This window comes from Coleofasciculus sp. C1-SOL-03, from assembly GCF_040220555.1.
Classification (GTDB): domain Bacteria; phylum Cyanobacteriota; class Cyanobacteriia; order Cyanobacteriales; family Coleofasciculaceae; genus Coleofasciculus.
In genome coordinates, this window is the sequence record NZ_JAVJUO010000169.1 from 1 (window position 1) to 20,165 (window position 20,165).

18 protein-coding genes and 1 pseudogene are annotated in these 20,165 nt (G+C 45.1%); 3 read left to right on the top strand and 16 right to left on the bottom strand.

Annotation, left to right across the window (positions count from 1 at the left end; translation table 11 throughout):
• A partial coding sequence (gene iscB / locus RIE73_RS26600) for an RNA-guided endonuclease IscB (protein WP_446404041.1) occupies window positions 1-859 on the top strand: 859 nt, incomplete at its 5' end.
• 225 nt (window positions 860-1,084) lie between these two features.
• Complete coding sequence (locus RIE73_RS26605; RefSeq protein WP_446404042.1) at window positions 1,085-1,906, top strand: Ycf66 family protein; 822 nt, start codon at window positions 1,085-1,087, stop codon at window positions 1,904-1,906.
• A 197-nt stretch (window positions 1,907-2,103) separates the two neighbouring features.
• Here RIE73_RS26605 and RIE73_RS26610 read toward each other — a convergent pair whose 3' ends face one another.
• The 8 genes and pseudogenes from RIE73_RS26610 to RIE73_RS26645 all read right to left on the bottom strand — a co-directional run bounded on the left by RIE73_RS26610 (window position 2,104) and on the right by RIE73_RS26645 (window position 10,438).
• Entirely contained in the window at window positions 2,104-2,706 is a 603-nt protein-coding gene (locus RIE73_RS26610; RefSeq protein ID WP_446404043.1) for a hypothetical protein, read from the bottom strand.
• A 198-nt stretch (window positions 2,707-2,904) separates the two neighbouring features.
• On the bottom strand, window positions 2,905-4,551 hold the full coding sequence (locus tag RIE73_RS26615; protein WP_446404044.1) for an S-layer homology domain-containing protein: 1,647 nt from the start codon (window positions 4,549-4,551) through the stop codon (window positions 2,905-2,907).
• 520 nt (window positions 4,552-5,071) lie between these two features.
• Entirely contained in the window at window positions 5,072-6,316 is a 1,245-nt protein-coding gene (locus RIE73_RS26620) for a hybrid sensor histidine kinase/response regulator (protein ID WP_446404045.1), read from the bottom strand.
• 20 nt (window positions 6,317-6,336) lie between these two features.
• Entirely contained in the window at window positions 6,337-6,714 is a 378-nt protein-coding gene (locus RIE73_RS26625; RefSeq protein WP_446404046.1) for an Hpt domain-containing protein, read from the bottom strand.
• 296 nt (window positions 6,715-7,010) lie between these two features.
• A complete protein-coding gene (gene glgA / locus RIE73_RS26630) occupies window positions 7,011-8,447 on the bottom strand; it encodes a glycogen synthase GlgA (protein ID WP_446404047.1) in 1,437 nt (478 codons plus the stop codon).
• 25 nt (window positions 8,448-8,472) lie between these two features.
• The gene (locus RIE73_RS26635) at window positions 8,473-8,670 is read right to left on the bottom strand and encodes a hypothetical protein (protein ID WP_446404048.1); all 198 of its coding nucleotides are present in this window, start codon (window positions 8,668-8,670) and stop codon (window positions 8,473-8,475) included.
• Window positions 8,671-8,715: 45 nt separating this feature from the next.
• A pseudogene (locus RIE73_RS26640) lies at window positions 8,716-9,141 on the bottom strand (Uma2 family endonuclease); the annotation flags it as partial.
• Between the two features lie 169 nt (window positions 9,142-9,310).
• Window positions 9,311-10,438, bottom strand: a complete 1,128-nt coding sequence (locus tag RIE73_RS26645; protein WP_446404049.1) for a TRAP transporter substrate-binding protein — start codon at window positions 10,436-10,438, stop codon at window positions 9,311-9,313.
• A gap of 69 nt (window positions 10,439-10,507) precedes the next feature.
• Between RIE73_RS26645 and RIE73_RS26650 the strand changes: the two genes are divergently transcribed.
• Window positions 10,508-11,563: a YheT family hydrolase gene (locus tag RIE73_RS26650; RefSeq protein WP_446404050.1), complete on the top strand. Its 1,056-nt coding sequence runs from the start codon at window positions 10,508-10,510 to the stop codon at window positions 11,561-11,563.
• Between the two features lie 114 nt (window positions 11,564-11,677).
• On the opposite strand, the gene RIE73_RS26655 is transcribed toward RIE73_RS26650, so the two are convergent.
• The 8 genes from RIE73_RS26655 to RIE73_RS26690 form a co-directional block, all read right to left on the bottom strand.
• The gene (locus tag RIE73_RS26655; RefSeq protein ID WP_446404051.1) at window positions 11,678-12,130 is read right to left on the bottom strand and encodes a DUF1963 domain-containing protein; all 453 of its coding nucleotides are present in this window, start codon (window positions 12,128-12,130) and stop codon (window positions 11,678-11,680) included.
• Window positions 12,127-13,398 carry a pentapeptide repeat-containing protein gene (locus RIE73_RS26660; RefSeq protein WP_446404052.1) on the bottom strand — a complete coding sequence of 424 codons (1,272 nt, stop codon included), beginning with the start codon at window positions 13,396-13,398 and terminating at the stop codon, window positions 12,127-12,129. Before RIE73_RS26660 ends, RIE73_RS26655 begins: the two co-directional genes overlap by 4 nt.
• A 328-nt stretch (window positions 13,399-13,726) precedes the next feature.
• Window positions 13,727-16,048: a pentapeptide repeat-containing protein gene (locus tag RIE73_RS26665; RefSeq protein ID WP_446404053.1), complete on the bottom strand. Its 2,322-nt coding sequence runs from the start codon at window positions 16,046-16,048 to the stop codon at window positions 13,727-13,729.
• Between the two features lie 66 nt (window positions 16,049-16,114).
• Window positions 16,115-16,624: a nitrogen fixation protein gene (locus RIE73_RS26670; protein WP_446404054.1), complete on the bottom strand. Its 510-nt coding sequence runs from the start codon at window positions 16,622-16,624 to the stop codon at window positions 16,115-16,117.
• Between the two features lie 95 nt (window positions 16,625-16,719).
• Entirely contained in the window at window positions 16,720-17,352 is a 633-nt protein-coding gene (locus RIE73_RS26675; protein ID WP_446404055.1) for a hypothetical protein, read from the bottom strand.
• Between the two features lie 24 nt (window positions 17,353-17,376).
• Window positions 17,377-17,547 (bottom strand): hypothetical protein, encoded by a 171-nt coding sequence (locus RIE73_RS26680; protein WP_446392737.1) that lies wholly within the window; start codon window positions 17,545-17,547, stop codon window positions 17,377-17,379.
• 118 nt (window positions 17,548-17,665) lie between these two features.
• Window positions 17,666-18,475, bottom strand: a complete 810-nt coding sequence (locus RIE73_RS26685; RefSeq protein ID WP_446392738.1) for a C13 family peptidase — start codon at window positions 18,473-18,475, stop codon at window positions 17,666-17,668.
• A 671-nt stretch (window positions 18,476-19,146) separates the two neighbouring features.
• Window positions 19,147-20,160, bottom strand: coding sequence for a cytochrome d ubiquinol oxidase subunit II (locus RIE73_RS26690; protein ID WP_446404056.1), 1,014 nt, complete (start codon window positions 20,158-20,160; stop codon window positions 19,147-19,149).
• Between the last annotated feature and the right edge of the window lie 5 nt (window positions 20,161-20,165).

The following is a 20,165-nucleotide window of genomic DNA, read 5'->3' on the forward strand; positions in this document are numbered from 1 at the left end:
GGTGAAAAGGCTTTGCCAATTTGCACCCATCGCTGAAATCAGACAGGAATTAGTCCGATTTGATATGCAGCAGATGGAGAACCCAGAAATCTCAGGAGTCCAATACCAGCAAGGGACTCTCTTCGGTTTCGAGGTACGAGAATATCTTCTCGAAAAGTGGGGACGCAAGTGTACTTACTGCTCAAAAAAAGGCGTTCCATTGCAAGTCGAACATATCATTTCACGGGCCAAGGGCGGTTCTGACCGTGTTTCTAACCTGTGTCTTGCCTGTGAAAAGTGCAACCAAAAGAAAGGGACGAAAGAGCTGAAAGACTTTCTCAAGGGTAAACCCGATCTGGCATCTCGTATTCTCAAACAAGCAAAAGCGCCCCTGAAAGATGCTGCTGCGGTCAATTCAACTCGCTGGAAGTTGTTCGAGACACTCAAGGTAATGGGACTACCCGTGACGACCGGGACAGGTGGACAAACCAAATATAATCGCACTCGGTTAGGACTCGATAAAGCGCATTGGTTAGATGCTGCTTGTGTCGGTGTAACTGAAATGCTCAAAGTTTTGACCAATAAGATTCTGCTCCTCAAAGCAACGGGGCAGGGTGGGCGGCAACGATGCCAAACCGATAGACTAGGTTATCCGCACAAGTATCGCCCATTGCGTCCGATTCATGGCTTGTGTACTGGCGACATCGTGAAAACGGTCATCCCAAAAGGTGTGAACACAGGAACTTATGTTGCTCGACTTTGCCCATACAGCAACGGCAGAGGTGAGATCTATCCGACAACTGGCAAAAAACGGATTGGCATCAAACTCGAATATGTAGAAAAACCAATTCATCGAAAGGATGGCTACAGCTATGGGTGAAAAGTCCCCAAACGGGAAGAAATGTATAGATGTGTCCAGAAATTAACAAACAGCTTCTAACCCTGTTTTCGCGCTCTAGCTAGCTGAACCTAGACTTTTGGGTAAAATGGGCTAGGACAGGAAGCCGTACCATCCCAACTGGGTAAACAAATTTTGACATAGCCAGTTAAGGTAGAGATTTATCGGCAAAACTCGCTACCATAGGACTGACTTAGGAGAGCAGCAATGGTAAATTTTGGGCTGAACTCAGCCAGTATTCTGGGTATTTTCTTGGCAGTTGCCGGAGCAGGGCTTTATTTCCTGCGATCGGTACGTCCAGAGTTAGCACGAGATCACGACATATTTTTCGCCGCCGTCGGACTCTTGTGCGGCTTTATTTTGGTGTTTCAGGGATGGCGACTCGATCCGATTCTCCAGTTTGGTCAGTTTCTGTTGACGGGTTCTGTGATTTTCTTCGCGGTTGAAACCCTGCGTCTACGGGGGATCACCACCGAACAAGCCAAGCGCAATACAAAAGTTGTCGATGACGAACGCCCGGTTAGCAACGTTTATCGTCAGGTGGCTGAACTCGATGAACTCGAACCGATAGAAGACGAAGATCCCTACATTGGGCGTCGCCTCCGGGGAACAGCCGATTCTCGCTATAGCCGCAGCGACAGATACGAAGCCGAGAGTCGTCGTCCGAGAAGCCGCAGCGTCTACGATGACGTCCCCCCAGAAGAACGCACCCGTAAACGCCGTTCACGCCCTGCGACTCGTTCGTCAAGACCGCCTGCGGACAGATGGGAGGCTGATGTAGATAATGACTGGGATGATAGACCAACTCCTCCTAGTCGTCGTTCTCGCCCTTCACGTCCACCGAGTCGCAATCCTGAACCTGACACAGATTATCCGCCCAGAAAAAGGCGTCGTCCTCCCCACGACTCAACGGTATCTGTGGCAGAGCAAGAGGTAGAACCGCCAGCCAGCGACTATGTGGATTATAAACCCATCGATTTGGAGGACGAAGACGAGGACGACTACATGCCTAGAGGTTCAGAATACTAAGTCCAAGAAGGTATGTCAGATGAGTAGAGTTGGGTTTAATTACTGAACCCAACCTACTGGCGTAGCACACCTTATTTGATGAATTAGAATTACGCCCGGAAACTGTAGGGGCGCAAAGACTTGCGCCCGATTCAATGATAAAATCTATTCCACAATTTTAGCTGTGTCAGTCCACTACAAATTATAGGCTTCCTGGTTTAATTGGTCGCTAAAGCCGCGTTTAACAAAATAGCCAGAACAGAACGAATTGCCCGCAGTTCTTCTGGCGGTTCCCGTAAAAACTCAAAATTACTGGCACTAATTAAAGCATTGTACGCTTCAACCACAGTCGCAAACCGCTCCGGATCAACGGTGCAACCTGCTGTCAATCGGGTTAGGCTAGTCGCTAGATCCTGAGCAAGAGTTGGATTCGCCCCAGCATTTACGAGGGCGTTTTGAATTTGATTTACTCCTGCATCAACGTTACCCGTTCGAGTCAAAACAAGGTCTAAGTTTTCCTGAACTGGTGATGGAATGGGAGACGTGTCATTACCAACACCAGGCAAATTCTGCTGGGCAAGTCGTTCATTCACTAGACAAGCGGCGTCTTCCACATCCGCTTGTATCTCAGATGTTCTATATACAATAACGAGTTCACCACCTTCACTTGGAGCAAAACCGCCCGCGATGTCACTGGTGGTAATAATATTGCCCGTAACATCTGATAGGACAGGCTTGGCTTGGCTCGATGCCGTCATCGATAAAATTCCTGCTACTCCCACAGCTAAACCTAGTCCGAACTGAAACGCAAAATGCCTCATTGTTCTACTCCTGATATAACTAACGTTTGTCTCGTTACTCCCTTCCCGGTCTCAGATTACCTCCCACCCGCTAGCTCAAACCCTAATTGTGAAGGAAAACTTAATGGTATTCTTCTGGCGGGATGGGAGTAGAAACGTAATCGGATAGTCTTACTATGCCCTTAGGCCAAGAATTGGAGGTGAATCAATCTGTACTTTTTAGAACGATAGTCCATAACCAATCCCCAAAATGAACCGAGGGTCATCGCCAGCGTTACCCGTCACATCAGCCACAGCCGGAGTAATCACTAGAGGAACACCCTGAATCGGCACAATTGAAGCACCTAAATATAAATCTTGACCCGTCCAATCGGCGATTAAGGTAACGGGTTCTACCACTTGCAGACCAACGCTACCAAAGACATTTGTTGTACCGTCTTTATCCTCAATATCATCTTCAGAACGGAAACGCCCTCCACCGAGACCAACAGAGGCAGTCAGGCGGCTAAAGGGATCATTGGGATTTTCCCGCAAACGGAAAACTTTACTGACAACGCCATAAACACTCTGGTCACCATCCGTATTGCCCCAAATAATGGCATTCTCTACACCAATTGCTACAGCGAGATCATCACCAATTAAGCGGTGAAGTTTGAAACTAACTCCGCCATCTTCAAAGGTATCGCCAAATAAGTCATAAATGGAAACAGCAGTTTCTAGAGCAACGATTCTCCTCGCATCACCGACGCCAAAACCAACCACAACAGCACCATCGTCTTCATCGAAAAACCGCACGTCCTCTTGATAGGTAGCACCGAAGAATATATTCCCCGTTTGAGCGCCAAAGGCAGTAGGGGTATTAATACTGGAACCCCCACGCACAATCCGACGCAATTGTTCTTCCACAGGCGGTGCTGGCAAGAGATACTGCCGTCGCAAAGCAGCAAGTTGTTCCGGTGTCGGTGTGGGTGGTGTGGGTGGTTCTTGGGCAATGGGTTCGTACCCGACAATGTAACGACTTGCCACAGTGGTGGGCGGGATTTGGGGTAATTGATTTTGGCTGACTAATGCTTGGTAGATAAAAGCAGCTACATCAGCACGAGTGGCAGTCTGATTCGGATTCAAGAACGCCACATTCGGGTAATTTACCACCATCTGGTTTACTGTGGCGGCAGCGACGCTAGTCTGCGCCCAGTCCGGAATTTGAGCGGCATCCTGAAAGGCTTGATTTAATAGGGCTGTGGTTTGAGCGGGAGCCGATAAATCCAACCCACTCACTAATGCCACTAGCACTTGCACACGGGGGATATTTTGATCGGGAAGGAAAATATTATTGGGATATCCTTCCATAAATCCCATGCGATACGCTTCTTGAATCGCATCCAATGCCCAGAAGTTAGCTGGGATATCCGCAAACTGAGTGGCTGGACGTTCCAAGGGTTGCTCAAACGCCTGACGAATCATTGCCGCAAACTGAGCGCGGGTAACAGGGGCGTTCGGTCGAAATGTTCCATCAGGAAATCCCTGAATGATTCCCCGTGAGGCTAGGGCTTCGATAAAGGCTTGCGCCCAATTGCCTTGAATATCTGGAAAGGTTGTGGCTTGAACGATTTGCCTGCCCCGACTAGGCGTCGATTTCGGTGCTGTTTGGGCAGGTTGAGTTGTATTTGGGGCAGAGTTTTGGGGGCGCAGGGCATCAGCCCCCAGCATGTTATTTAGGAGTGATTCTCCTAACGAGCTTTTTTGATTGGCGGGTGGGTTCGTTTGCGCTTGGGCAATACTCTCAGCACCGGCGATGTTAGCTGCCACACTAAGTAACGTGCCACCTAACACTGAACCAATGACCCGATATCCCCAATGGTGCATAGTTTTGCCGATTGGCTGAAAACAACCCTTAAACCTATATCTCCTCATCACTTTTGCTATGCTCCCGAAGCTGAGTTGTTACCTCAAAGGTACATGAGTTTTGCTGATTAATGCCTTAATTTAGCTAAAAAATTGGCGTGGATACTTCTGTTATGACCCAACCGGGTTTAAGGAAAGTCTCTATGCCTCTACACCCCTACACAATAGTTGCTAAAATGTCAAGCCTTGTTGAACATACTTACCAATTTCGCTTTTATCGCCTATGAACCTTCAGGCTGATTAAATGGTAATTTAACAATAGTAGCTGGCTTCGGCTAAAATGACACACAGGTGTAAAGGTTATTCCCAGCCAATTGAATGGATATCGGAGTACCAAGGCAGGGAGAGGAGATTCTTTGCTGTTGTCTGTTCCCTTGATCAACTGATGTCCTACCGTATTCCTGTCATGCTATACAGTTGTTAATTTTTGCAAACAGGTTGCCCCTATCGGTATACAAAAGGTTACATGCGTGTCCGTTGCCTAATTGGATACGGTTTTGGCTTTGATAGAGGTAGGCAGCTCAATCTGAAATTCTGTATCCTTACCGGGTTCTGAAAAACATTGAAGTGAGCCTTTATGCTGTCCGACAATAATTTGGTAACTAATGGCTAGTCCTAAGCCAGTACCCATACCAATGGGTTTAGTGGTGAAAAAGGGATCAAAGATACGGGCTTTAACCTCTGGGGGGATGTGAGACCCGTTATTGGCAATGCGAATCCTAACACGCTTATTCTCGAATTGTTCCGTCCGGAGACTAATCCGAGCGGGCATTGTACCTGGCTTGTCTCTAATGGCGTCAATGGCGTTGTTCAGAATATTCAGAAACACTTGATTTAACTGACAAGCATAACATTCAACTAAGGGTAAGTTGCCGTAGTCTTTGACGACCTCAATATTCCATTCGGGTTGATTCGATTTTAAGCGGTAGTGCAACATCAATAAGGTGTTGTCAAGTTCTTGATTAATATCAACCGATTGCAAACCCGAACGATTTTGCCGGGAAAACTCTTGTAGGGATAGAACCATCTTCTGGATGCGTTGGGTTCCTCGGCGCATTGATGATAAAACTTTCGGCAAGTCGTCAATGAGAAAGTTCAGATCGACGGTTTCAATTTTGTCAATAACATCGGGGGGAGGATTGGGGGTGATTCCTTGGTAGAGATTGAGGAGTTCAATTAAGTCTTGGGTGTAGCGTTCAGCGTAACTGAGGTTACTGTAGATAAAGGTGACAGGGTTGTTGAGTTCATGGGCTAAGCCGGCGACAAGCTGCCATAAGCTTGCCATTTTTTCGGTTTGCACCAATTGTGCCTGAGTTTGTTGCAACTGTCGCAGGGCTTGACTTAACTGTTGAGTTAATTGGCGCGATCGCAGCCCCGCCCTAACCCGTGCTAATAACTCTTCGACATTAATAGGTTTGGAGATAAATTCATCAGCACCCGCATCTAAGCCTTGAACGCGATCAGTAATTTGATCGCGCATGGTGAGTAAAATGATAAACGTGGTTGCCAATTCTGGATCAGCTTTCACTTGCCGACAGACTTCTAGTCCATCTAGACGTGGCATAATCCAATCACAGATAATCAAATCCGGATGAAGTGATTTGACTTGGCGTAGGGCTTCTTCTCCGTTTGGGGCGATCGCGACGTCGTGACTTTGACTCGTGAGTAGGTTTTTCAGCACAAGCTGAACCGTCAAATCGTCATCAACCACTAAAATCTTCGCCATAGCCGATTAACCGCAATGCTCTATTGGGGGAGTTGAGTAGAAACATAAGATTGTATCCCTAACCTCTGACTCTCTAGTGCCATAATCAGATCAGTAGCACTAGAGAAATCCTCGGCTTTTGCCTGACGCTCCAATTCCATTGCGATCGCTTGGAGAGATGAAACACCCACATTAGCCGCCGCCCCTTTCAGTTGATGGGCGCATTTGGCGATCGTGGGATAATCATTGATCGCTTCAGCTTGCTTAATCGCATCTAGGTTAATGCGAATGACCTCCAATAAGGCGACGAGCAGTTCACGTTTTAACTCAACTTCACCTAGACTTACTTCCTCTAAGCGGTCAAAGTCAATCTCAATATCGTTGGTAGGATGGATAGGTGAAAAATTCGATTCAGACAAAAAGCTTCAATTCCGATTTTTATGGGGCAGCAGTTAATTAAAATTTTACCATGAATTGATCGCGCTGGTGGTTCAGTGGAAATGCAGGGAAGCCGAAGGACTCCAGGTGCAGGGGACGGAGCGAAGTCTCGTAGTTCATCGGCAAACTGAGTAAGGGCGGGTTTTGCACAAATGTTACCATCAATAGCCCACAGAAAGTCCCCAAACCCGCCCCTACAAGTATCACGAATCACCTGTTCCCCTTAGATTCCCGATGCCTTAATTAAATCGGTCGGGGATTGGGCGGAGAAGTGGATCTAACTGATAACACCCGTAAGGGTTGAATCAGCCTCTGGCGGTTGAACCGTTTCTTCTTCTGGCGGTAATCCTAAAACCTCTCGGTAGGTGCGGATATACTGTTTGGCTGATTTATCCCAACTGAAATTCTGACGCATACCGCGTTGCTGTAGTGTTGTCCATTGTTCTTTAAAGCGGAAACCTTCCCAAGCCCGTACCATACAGGTATAAAAGTCTAACGGTTCATAGCGGTCAAAACAGTAACCTGTCCCAGTTTGGCTAACCGGTTCATGGTGAAAAACCGTATCCACCAGACCCCCGGTGCGCCGGACAATGGGGACACAACCATAGCGCATAGAGAGCATTTGAGTAATGCCACAAGGTTCAAAGCGGGATGGCATTAGGAATGCATCACAACCCGCATAAATGCGTCGGGACAGGGCATCACTATAAAGGAGTTGGACAGACATACGACCCCGATAGCGAGATGCCAGTTGCCACATTTGGGTTTCGTAGTAGCGTTCACCAGATGCCAGCAATATAAATTGGGCATCGGTATAAGCTAAGAAGCGATCAATGACTTGTAATAATAGGTCAATCCCCTTTTGCTCCACGAGGCGCGTGACCATGCCCATGAAAAAGGCATTGGAGTTGACTTCTAAGCCCACCTCTTCTTGCAGGGTCACTTTGTTTTTGCGACGTAATTCCAGCGTATCGGCGGTAAAATGTTGCTCGATATATTTGTCGGTTTCTGGGTCATAGCTATCCGTATCAATGCCGTTAAGAATTCCGACAGTTTTACCACTAATGAAAGACATTAACCCTTCTAGGGTTTCACCGTATTCAGCCGTGCGGATTTGTTCAGCATAAGTTGGCGACACAACAGTCACTCGATCCGCAAATTGTACCGCTGCTGCCATTGTATTATGACCTTGCATATACCAGGGACACCAGGTTATCTGCTGTAAGCGCCAGCGCCAGGGACCTTGATATGCCAAGTTGTGAATCGTAAAGACAGTGGAAATATCCGGGGATTGGTTCATCCACACCGGAATCATGCCTGTATGCCAATCATGGCAATGAATAATTTGCGGTTTCCAGTAGTTCCAGGCAAACTCAGCCGCGCCATTAGCAAAGAGGGTAAATCGCCAGTCTTCATCTGCTCCGGCGTAAATATGGCGTCCTGAGAAGGCGAGATGACCAAACAGATAGAGGGGGACATCGGTTCCGGGTAATACCGTCTCATAGACAGCGAATGACTCAAACATGGCAGATCCCCACCAGACAGGTTCTTGGGGAATCTCCATCTTGTCCGGTAAAAAGCCGTAGTAGGGCATAAAAATCCGCACATCATGTCCCAAGCGCTTCAGGAACTTAGGCAATGCGCCCACGACATCCCCCATACCGCCGACTTTTGCCAGGGGCGCTACCTCTGCGGCAACAAAAAGAATATTCATAACGATGGTTGTGTACGATGAAGTCTCAAGTAGTAATACTATCCTTCTCAGGGGCGTTTACAATGACGAATCCTTGAATCCGGGGCATTTTCGCACCCGTGTGGGGAGATAGAGGGATCAGTGCGATCGCCTTTGTCCAGTGCAAAATGTGAACTAACGGCGGACGCGATCGCATTCCAGGATGAAAGAAACACCTGTTCCATGTCGGAGCATCCGCTGCCATAAATTAATTTTTCCCGCCTACTTAGAAGAGAAAGAATAGAATTCACTATTCCAACTCATCAGGATCAACCCCTAACTCCTGCAATCGTGCAGCCAAGCGTTCCGCCCTTTCCTGTGCCTCAACAGCTTCCTCCTCCGGTGTTAAAATCAACTCCCCTTCAGCCGTCATCCACCGCAACCACAGACAGTTAATCCCTCGAAAACTCCCCTGCCATAATCCCAAACTTAATTCTAACTCTGGCATCAATAACCGATTATCAATAAAGTTCATCGCTACGTAATGACCCCCGACTAAATGAAATGCCTGGAGTTCATTGGTATAACGACTAAAAACAATGGAGTAAGGAATCCGCAAAATCTGCTCATAAACCTGCCACTTTGTCGGCGGATTTCCGGGTGTTTGCACTGTGCGCCCTAAGTCTTCCTCTTGGGTTCCAGGCGACAATAACTCCACGACTACATAAGGATTCACCTGTAAATCATACATCGTCGGTAGGGTTTGCCGAGGTGAAAGCGGTGGATCAGATTGCGTCGGAAGCTGAACCATGGGAATTTATTGCAGTTTTCTTGTCAGGATTAGTTTTAGGGTAGCACCTGATCCACCAAGGACTCCAGAATTAACAGGTAACTGACTATAACGACTATTGCTTATTGCCTATTTCCTGATTATCAATAGTCGTGTACGCAAAGTTAGTGAAACTCAACGTACTGACTCGATTCCATTCAAAAAGCTGATGCCTAAAAGCTTGCCATTGACGGTAAACATCTCGAAATGTCGCATCCTGACTCGCGATTTCCTCATAGAGTTCAAAGGCGGTTTTCCGAGCCGTGTCTAAAATCTCTGAGCTAAAGGGCATTAACTTTGTTCCCCCTAAAAGAAATCGCTCTAAAATTTCACCATTAACGGCATTATATCGAGCCAACGTTTTTAAATTGGCTTCAGCCGCCGCTGTTTGGAAAATGGCTTGGTAGTCTGAGGGGAGTTTGTTCCACTCTGCCTGATTGACCAGCACCATGTACGTGGTTCCGGGTTCCCACCATCCTGGATAATAGTAGTAAGGGGCGGCTCTCTGTAGTCCTAGGGTATCATCGTCATAAGGACCAATCCATTCCACCGCATCGATGCTTCCTTCTAACAAAGCTGGTACGATATCTTGACCTGCGATCGTTACAACATTGACACCCAAACGGCTCATAATTTGCCCGCCAAGCCCAGGAAGCCGCATTCTCAGGTTGTTTAAATCCGCAACTGTGTTAATTTCTCGCCGAAACCATCCCCCCATTTGTGTCCCTGAATTGCCAGCCGGAAATCCGATCAGATTAAACTCAGAAAATATATTTTGTAACGTGTCTAATCCTTTCCCTTTGTAGAGCCAAGCATTTTGCTGTTGAGCATTTAAACCAAAAGGAAGGGTAGTGCCAAAGGCGAGGGCGGGGCTTTTCTGGAAGGAGTAGAACGTATTCGTGTGACAGCATTCAACCGTTCCTGTGGACACCGCATCAAACACTTCCAGAGGTGGGGCTAAATCACCACCCGGATAAGGGGTAATCGTAAACCGTCCCTCCGTCATCGTGCTAACGGAGCGACATAATGTTTCAACGCCCTCAAACAGGATTTCAAAATAGCGATCCCAGCTTGTTGCCATGCGCCAATTAATGATCGGTTGAGCCGATTTTGATGGGGGTTGAGGGATTTTTTTACGGCAGGCGTTGAGACTAGCCCCAGCCGCACCGATTGTTGTATACTTGAGAATGTTTCGACGTTTCATAACTGATTGATAACGTTTAAATAATGAACCTTAATCATAAATTATGAAACAAAAATAGACGAATGACAAATGACGAATGACAAAAAACACTTTCATTCTCCATGGTGGTTAACTTATGGTATGGCGATGACGCTGCACCTGGCATTTCGGGCGTCTAGGGATTGGGAAGCAACGATTCCTTTTTCAGAACCCCCCTATCAGGAGAAAGTTTTTCGTGGCGCTGACAATGTACCGATTTTTGGGATTGTCGCCATTCCTGAACGCGCTAAGGGGACGATTGTCGGAACGTATGGAATTACTGGAGATCTGGATAACCAATGGTATCTGAGACTATTGGGGCGTAAAGCCTTTGCTCAAGGCTATGCGGTGGTATTATTCGACTGGCGAGCCCATGGAAAAACAGCCTTGTTGTCACCCACCTTAACCTCCGATGGTTTGTACGAGGGTGATGATTTTGTCCTAATCGCAGCGCAAGCAAAAGCCATGGGATGTCCCGCCCCGTTTTGGTTTACAGGCTATTCACTCGGCGGACAATTAGCGCTTTGGGGGATTAAATCTGCTCAAGCGATCGCTCATTCCGAGGCGGTAGGATTAAATGAGTCAGAGATTGGCGGTGGTGCGGTTATTTGTCCCAGTCTGGATTCTCACCGTTCTCTAACCTATCTGTTAAACCATCCCTGGGGGCGGTATTTAGAACAAGCTGTTGCACGGACTTTGAAACAACTTGCATGGCGTCTCTATCAGGCTCATCCCCAAGACATCGATCCAGAAGCGGTTGAACGGGCAAACAGTATTTGGCAATTTGATCAGGAGTTAGTGATTAAGCGATTGGGGTTTTCCTCGGTGGACGAGTATTATGATGCCACGAGTGCGCTGTATATTTTACCTCATTTAAACAAACCGACGCTGATTTTTTATGCCGCCGATGATCCGATGTTTGACCCCACGATTATTCCTGACTTACAAAAGATTTGTGCGGATAATCCCGCGATTGACTTAAGGGTGACAAAACACGGGGGTCATGTCGGTTATATTAGTTCTCAGGCTTGTCAACGTGACTATCAAGATCCGGACTGCTGGTGGGCGTGGAATCGAGTGCTGGAATGGTGCGATTCGTTCAATTGAGGTATAGCAACCGCCAAGACAGTTAGAACACATCGGACTCGTAGAGACGTGACCGTGGAACGTCTCCAGATAGTATGTTTGTCCCAGAGACTCTACCTGAACAAGGATTTCTCTTCAATCCATAGCATACAGCACTTTGGAAAAATCACATCTGGCTAAAGCTGAACTTTGGATATAGAAGAAAACTGAACCACTTTCTAAAAGGCTTATGCCAAATAGCAGTGTATCAAAGGGGTCTTCTTCAGAATCCAAGGAACAACGAGGGTCATCGGAAATATGATAACGGTATCCCCCCATCTGAATATCACAATTTGCTCCACCCAATATCCACTCAGAAGCATTGCTTAATGCCGCATACAAATCTTCCATGTCAATCTTAGTCATTCCGTCATTACCTAGTTCAGGGAAAAGACGATCGAAAGCATTATAATCTTCAATGGAAATAGGTACATATCCCTTAGTCCATTGAATAGCTGAACACTCATCCGGATATATGTCTCTAAGCAGGAAATCATCATCCTTTTTCGGCAAAAACCTGAAATCGGTCGTCAAATTCTCTTCGTTCAAGTCCGGTTCTCTAAAGTAGAGAATGCGAAAACGGTTTTGTTCAATACATCCTCTGAATCTGGAAAACCATAGCTAGAATCATCCATGGAAAGGTAGAATTGCAAAATACCTTGTTTGGGAAAGCCTTCCAGATGAGGTGCTTCGGAAAAGTTAATTTGTGCCAGTAAATGCAGATAGTCTCCATCTGGAGTTTTGGGATAGTCAACTCCTTTGGGCAAATAGGGAAACCCGCCTCGACTGCTTTGCCAACCGGCAAATTTACTTTGCCACCAGGTTAGGTTTTGATCAGGGATTAACTTCAGTTCCAGATATGGCTTAATTGTGGCTTCAATGCGATCGCGATACCGTTCTAGAATGGCTGGCATTACTTCCCTGATCACATAGTTTGAGGATTCTTTGTCTAGAGGAGCATTAACGGAAGCCCAAGCCCTGCGCCACACTGGGTCAAGATTTGTCGTTTCATCAATCTGAGTTCCGAAAAGGTTTGCCTCACTCAAATCAACTCCCGTTAAATTAGCACCTTTGAGGTTGGCATCCTCCAAGTTTGCCGATGTCAAGTTCGCATTCCTCAAGTCAGCATTACTCAAATCAACCTCTTTCAAGTTAGCACAGTTTATATCGACTAAATACATACGGCTTTGTTGTAGGTTCGCCTGTTGTAAATTGGCGTTAGTCAAGTTAGCGCGATTCAGGTGAGCCTTGCTTAAGTTAGCTTGAGATAAATTGATACCATTTAATTCAGCATATTTCAAATTAGCACGACTTAGATTTACTCCCGATAAATTGAGTTCTGCCAAGTCAGTTGCGGGATTGAGTCCAAGTTCTATGGCTCGTTGGAAAAAGTTATCAGCATTTTCTTGACGTAGCCGATCAACAATGTTTTGGCGTTCGCTTCGGGTTAATTGACGTTGGTGTTGCGGCTGTGTCGATTTGTCTGGATGACTAGATTCATTGTCAATTTCAATGTTAATGTGGAGATAAGGTTGTAATTCTTGTCTCTCTTTCTCATCAACCTGTTCAGAGAGTAAATTATAGGCTTTTAACTGTAAATCACTTGTCTCGGTTTTTACCACTTGGCGTAGCAAATCCCTCCCTGGCTGACCATAGTTGAGCGCCTCGTCTAAAGCCGCCATTCGGATTTCTTCAGACTCATTGGTCAAACGTTGTTTAACTTCCTCTAATCCACCCAGCACACCAGAATTTAATGGCAAACCTTGTCCGCCTAAAACGGCGTCATTGGGATTAGGTTGATTGGAATTGGCTGTCATCGGTTATGATTCTTATCGGTGTAGTTAGGAAAAGGTGTACAAAACTCGCGAGAACTCCTGTTGGGCTAAAGCAAAATTTTGGATATAAAAAAGCATAACATTCTTTGGCATACCGATAAGCTGTCATGCATTTAAATTGGGTATTAGTAGCGAGCAAGATGCTCGCACTACAAGGATCAAATCAGGAAATGATATACAATTGAAAGTAATTAGCTTGAAGGTTAACAGGTGGGTGCGATCCGCTGTGCGCCAAACGGGATTATGATTGATAATGTTGCAACGATTATGGGGTTAAAGCAACCGTGCGATTCCGATCAAGGATTTCTCTTCAAGCCATAGCATACAGAATTCTTGAGAAATCACATCTGGCTAAGGCTGAACTTTGAATGTAGAAGTACAGTGAGCCATTTTCTACAAGCCTGATTTGCAATAGCAGTGTGTCAAAAGGGTCTTCTTCGGAACCCAAGCCATAACGGGGGTCATCCTGATAAAAGGAAGTATATCCCCCTATTTGGATATCACAATTTGCTCCACTAAACTTGTATTCCAAGTATCCATAAAATTCTTCATAAAAATCTTCCATTTCATCTTCATCAAATAATTCAGGGAAACGGTCACCGAAATCATAATCATAATGGGAAATAGGTTCATATCCTTTAGCCCATTTAATCGCCGAACACTCAACGGCAAAAGGTTCTGCGGTATGATCATCTTTTTCAGGCAAAAAATCAAAGTTAGTGATTATATTTTCGTCATTTAGATCGGTTTCTGGAAAAAAAAGGACGCGAAAGTAATTTTGCTCCAACTTACATTGTGAACTCAGAACACTTTCATAAAAATCATCATTGTTACTAGGAATGTAGAATTGTAAAATACCTTGTTTTGGGAAACCTTCGAGATGGGGTATTTCAGCCAAATTGATTTGTGCCAGTAGAAACAGATATTTACCGTCTGGTGTTTTGGGATACTCAAATCCTTTGGGCAAATAAGGAAACCCACCTCGACTTTTTTCCTTACCTGGAAATTTACTTTGCCACCAGGTTAGGTTTTGATCAGGGATTAACTTCAGTTCTAGATATGGCTTAATTGTCGCTTCAATGCGATCGCGATAACGTTCTAGAATGGCTGGCATTACTTCCCTGATCAGATAATTTGAGGATTCTGCGTCTAGAGGAGAATTAACAGCAGCCCAAGCCCTGCGCCACATTGGGTCAAGATTTGTCGTTTGATCAATCTGAGTTCCGAGAAGGTTTGTCTCACTCAAATCGACTCCCGTTAAATTAGCACCTTTGAGGTTGGCATTTTCCAAGTTTGCCGATGTCAAGTCAGCATGACTCAAGTTAGCATGACTCAAATCGGTATGGCGGAAATTTGTTTGGCAGAGTTTTGTCGATTGCAGGTTAGCCCCCGCTAGGTTAAATCCTGAAAAATCCTGGCGACTGAGGTCAAGATTTTGTAACTCTAAATTCTCATGGGTTTGGTTGAGAACAGCTATAACCTTGCGCCAACTGGCAGCCAGTTGGGTTTGTTCATCAATGATTGCTCCTTTTAGGGTGACTTGATGGAGGGTGACGCCCTGGAAATTGGTTCCTTTTAAGTTGGCATGATTCAGATCGATCTGAGTTAATTGCGCTTGCTGAAAATTGGCATGACTGAAATCTGAATAGCTAAAGTTTAGTTTGTATAAATAAGTGTTCGCGAAATTCGCCCCTTGGAAACTAATTTGGCTTAAATCCCAAGCTTTGTATTGGTTTTCGGAAGAGAAGCGAACCCCTTGAAAATTGGCGCGATCGCACTTAGCTCCTTGCAGTTTAATTTTAGCTAAATTAGCCTTTTCTAAATTTGCCCCTTCTAAATTAGCATGAGTCAGATTAGCCCCACTGAGATTAGCCTGATTCAGATGGGCATGACTGAGGTCAGCATGGCTCAAATTTAGTCCAGCCAAAGACGTATTCGCGAAATTTGCCCCCTTGAAACTAATCTGGCTCAGATTGTCAGTCTGATGGTGTGGATATTTGAATTGATCATAAAAGCGAACTCCTTGAAAATTAGCGCGATCGCACTTAGCTCCTTGCAGTTTAATGGCGGCTAACTTGGCATTTTCTAAATTCGCTTCTTCTAAGTTGGCATTATTTAAATTAGTATCGTTGAGATTGGCGTTGCTTAAATCAGCCTGTTGTAAATTTGTCTGACTTAAATTAGCATTATTGAAGTCAGCATTACTCAAATTCGCCTCTTTCAAATTAGCACTGCTTAGATCGACGGAAGATAGATTGCTTTGTTGTAAGTTTGCCTGCTGTAAGTTGGCGTTAGTTAACTTAGCGTGATTCAGGTGAGCATTACTCAAGTTAGCTTGAGATAAATTGACCCCAGTTAAATCAGCATATTGAAAACTAGCAGGACTTAGATTGACTCCCGATAAATTAAGTTCGGCGAAGTCAGTTTTAGGGTTTAGTCCAATTTCTCTGGCTCGTTGCAGAAAGTTATCAGCACTTTCTTGACGTAGAAGATCAACAATTTCTTGGCGTTCGCTTCGGGTTAATTGACCTTGGTGTTGCGGCTGTGTCGATTGATCTGAATGACTGGATTCGTCGTCAAATGCACTATTTCGCCGTCTGCGACGACGTAGAGGTTGTCCTGAATCACTCATGGCGGTCTCGCGATAATACTTTTGTACTATTTAGGATAACGGCGCGGAAATTGAACGTCAAGCTAATTACATCATTTTGCGATCGCGGTGTGGTTCAATGACTTTCTTAACAGTTTCAGACATACCATAATTCGTGCGGACAATTTGAGGACAACGCAGACAGGCGGCTTTCCCTTCCTGTTGCCACCATCGACAATCTTGACGAATGCGACAGGGTGGTAAGTCTTTTACCACTGTCGGTAATCCCTCGACAATTTGTTGAATGAGATGGCATTGATGTCCATCAAAATGTTGACATCTCCGTTCCCAGCAAGGAGCAGCGATTCGATAGACTTCGGTTGGATCAACGGGTTCAGATAATGCTAGTAATTCATCCGTTATTGGCTGAGGTTCCCGCAGATATGCTACTTGTGGACTGTCAACAGTGCCACCTACTATACCGAAGACAACGCTATCCTGAGTATCAGGGGGAGAGCTAGGACAGAGTGAAGATTTATTGTCTTTGGGATGTGCCATTTCTGACGGCATTGGTGTTTCCTGACTCAGCTTGGTTATGTCTTTTTTTGAATTATTCATTTTTTTCAATAAATGAGAATTTATTTGAAATTTAACGATGAATTGAAACAAGATGACAACGGGGTTTAATTCTTGGGAGCAAGTGTTTGATTTAGTTAACGATATCGATTCATTTTATTTTTCAACCATTGTCTCAGTAAACCTAAGGTTTTAGTTGGTGGATCGTTAGCTATCTCAGCTTTAGAGTTATTCCCCGCCTGATCATTAACTTGGTCTACAGATATTACACCTGCTTCAATTGGAGGAGGCACTGGCGCTGTGCCTGCAAGAGGAGGCATTGGCGCTGTGCCTGCAAGTGGAATGCTACTGTGACTATCGGCACTGGCTATTCCTCGACGCCCTAACGCTCGATCGACGGCTCGCTCAATCGCTTCCCCTAATTCTTTCGTGTCAATTTCAAGGTCAAACTTGAGATCAATTTGTAAGTCTGGAGACAAATAAGTTTGTAATTCTTGTTTTTCTTTCTCATCAACCTGTTCAGAGAGTAAATTATAGGCTTTTAACTGTAAATTACCTGTCTCGTTTTTTACCACTTGGCGTAGCAAATATCTCCCTGGTTGACCATAGTTGATCGCCTCGTCTAAAGCTGCCATCCGGATTTCTTCAGACTCACTGGTCAAACGTTGTTTAACTCCCTCTAAGCCACCCAGTACGCCAGAATTTAATGGGTAATCTTGTCCGCCTAAAACGGCGTCATTGGGATTGGGTTGATCGGAATTGGCTGTCATCGGTTACGATTGTTGTCGGTATATTTAAGAATCAGCACTTTCTTGACGTAGCCGATCAACAATTTCTTGGCGTTCGCTTCTGGTTAATTGACCTTGGTGTTGCGGCTGTGTCGATTTATCTGGATGACTGGATTCGTCGTCAAATGCACTATTTCGCCGTCTGCGGCGACGTGGAGGTTGTGCTGAATCACTCATGGCGGTCTCGCGATAATACTTTTGTACTATCTAGGATAACGACACGGAAATTGAACGTCAAGCCAATTACATAATTTGGCGATCGCACCATTGCGATCGCCAAAAATGAACAATCTAACTATGCACCCTGTTTGTAAATTTTTTTCAATCCCCATACTCCTATTACGATAATACCTAAGACAGAGCTAGGTTCAGCCACTGACGTAGGAAGGTAAAAAACTGTCGCGTTGTCTAGGATTGAGTTAGAGTTGTTGTACTGAGAATTAGCTCCCCTATCCACCACCTGCGAAGCCGTATAGTATTCGCTAATACTAATCCTGTTGTCACTGTTCCAATCTATAAACTCGATGTTGTTGGGATTAGCGTTGTTAAATAGATTGGTATAGAATCTTGGTGGCTCAGGTAACACTTCTGTCGCTCCAGCACCACTAAAAAACGCGATGTTATTCAGGGTTGATAATTCGTTCCAAAAACTACCTCCGTAGCAAGACAAATTAACGACTAACTTTGTGGACGTGGCTGGCAATCCCGCAAGTGCGCTGTGAAGTTCATCAGCAAACATGCGCTCTCCCGGTAGAGAATAGCATTCATTTGATGATCCATGTCCATGGTAAACAAAGGTGAAGAAATCATTATCATCTACACCTGCATTCATAATGGCTTGAGTAATCCCCTCTGATGTAACTGCGCCAGTCAACACATTCATGTTTTCTGGTTCCCAGTTAGACCACAGCCCAAACTGATTGCTCAAGTTCGTCATGCGCGTTCCTGCGATCGTATCATCAAAGGATGCTCCTCCGGGATAATGGGGACCTACCATAAGCGATCGCCAAATAGTGGCGGCGGATACGTTTTCCCCTAAAAGTCCGAATACGCATAAACATCCGAACAGGAGTGATAACTTATTTAGTAAACCTTTAACTTTCATTGCGTCTTCCCCTTACCGTTATAATTATGCTGCAAACGACTTGGTCAGCCTTGATTCGACTGATCCTTTAGCTATCAGGCAAGGTAAACACTTAGTCTCTATCGATAATGTCGGCTTAACAAGTTGTCCTCAAAAATTTTGGGTTCAGTGGAGTTTTAGCTCAATGCCACAACGATTTGAGGAAGTAGCCATACTTCAGCCTCTAGCCATGCCTGACATTGTTCCTGCTGCTAATAAGTAAATAGACTTAACTAGTCTAGCAAAAAATTAGGCATTTTGGGATGTTCATCACCGATTAACTTAATGAATTAATGCAAATATTTACTGAGTATTCAGTTTATTTATTGTAAAAAAAAGTTACACCATAACAATACATCATCAACGATGAACTATTAACGTGAAATTCTGTGTCTTTTAGGCATGGGATGAGGTTAACTGAATCTCGCTGTCGTTATCACGGTTAGGACTGTCTTGAACGTCTGAAACGGGAAGGGATCAAGCATAAATTTTCTGTCTTCTGCCCAGGAGCCTTGTTCAATTGCGATTTAGGAGTGCGGGTTGAGTTAGGTTATCGGTTTTTATCATAATATTATCGTCAAACCCGCCCGATTGTAGGGGCGGGTTTAGTTAAGTTATCGGTCAAACCCAATAACTTTTGACGTTTGACTTATTTAGGCTCCATAATGTTCACCCCTAACCTTCCCTCGAAACACGATGTATTGATAGATGTTGTATGCCAACATAATCGGAATCAAAACACCGATAAAGATGATCATGAACACCAGTGCACTGGGGTCAGCCGCCGCCTCATAAATGGTGATCTGAGTGGGGATAATGTAGGGAAACACAACCAAGGCTAATCCTAGAAATGTCAGTAAAAACAGGAGAATTGTCCAAATTAATGGCGTTCTCTCTTCCTGTCGAGCCAGACTTCTCCAGAGTAGCCAAATTAGGGTGATTCCCAGGAGAGGGATGGCAGCAAAGATATACACTTGAGGTTGAGAAAATAAACGCGATCGCGCATACTCATAAAAGATGGGTGTGGTAATCGTAATCACAATCGCGCCAATTAGCGTGGTGATCGCGGCAATTCTAGCGGTTCTGTAATGGGTAGCTTGTAATTCTCCCTCTGTTTTCAAGACCAAATAGGTTGAGCCAATTAACACATACCCTTGAATCAAAGTCAATGCCATCAGCACAGATTGCCAGGTAAGCCAATCCCAAGTCCCGCCAATAAAATGACCCGCTTGATCAACCGTAATTCCCGATAGTACAGCCCCCAACGCAAATCCTTGACCCAGTGCAGCGCTAAAACTGCCGACACCAAACGCTAAATTCCAGAAGAACTTCCGATTCGCTTGTTCGCGAAACTCAAACGCCACCGCCCGAAAGATAAACCCAAAGATCATCAAGAAAATGGGGATGTACAAGGCATTTAAAATCGTGCCGTAGGCTAAGGGAAATGCGCCAAACAACCCGCCTCCCATAATCACTAGCCAGGTTTCATTGGCATCCCAAACATTACCCAAACTGGTCATTAAAATACCCCGGCGTTCCTCAGTTGAAGAAGTTAGGGATAAAATGCCCACCCCTAAATCAAATCCATCTAGCATCACGTAGAGGAAGAGAAATAAGGCTAAAATGGCAAACCAAACTTGGGGAAGAAAATAGGATAATGTTTCCATACAAC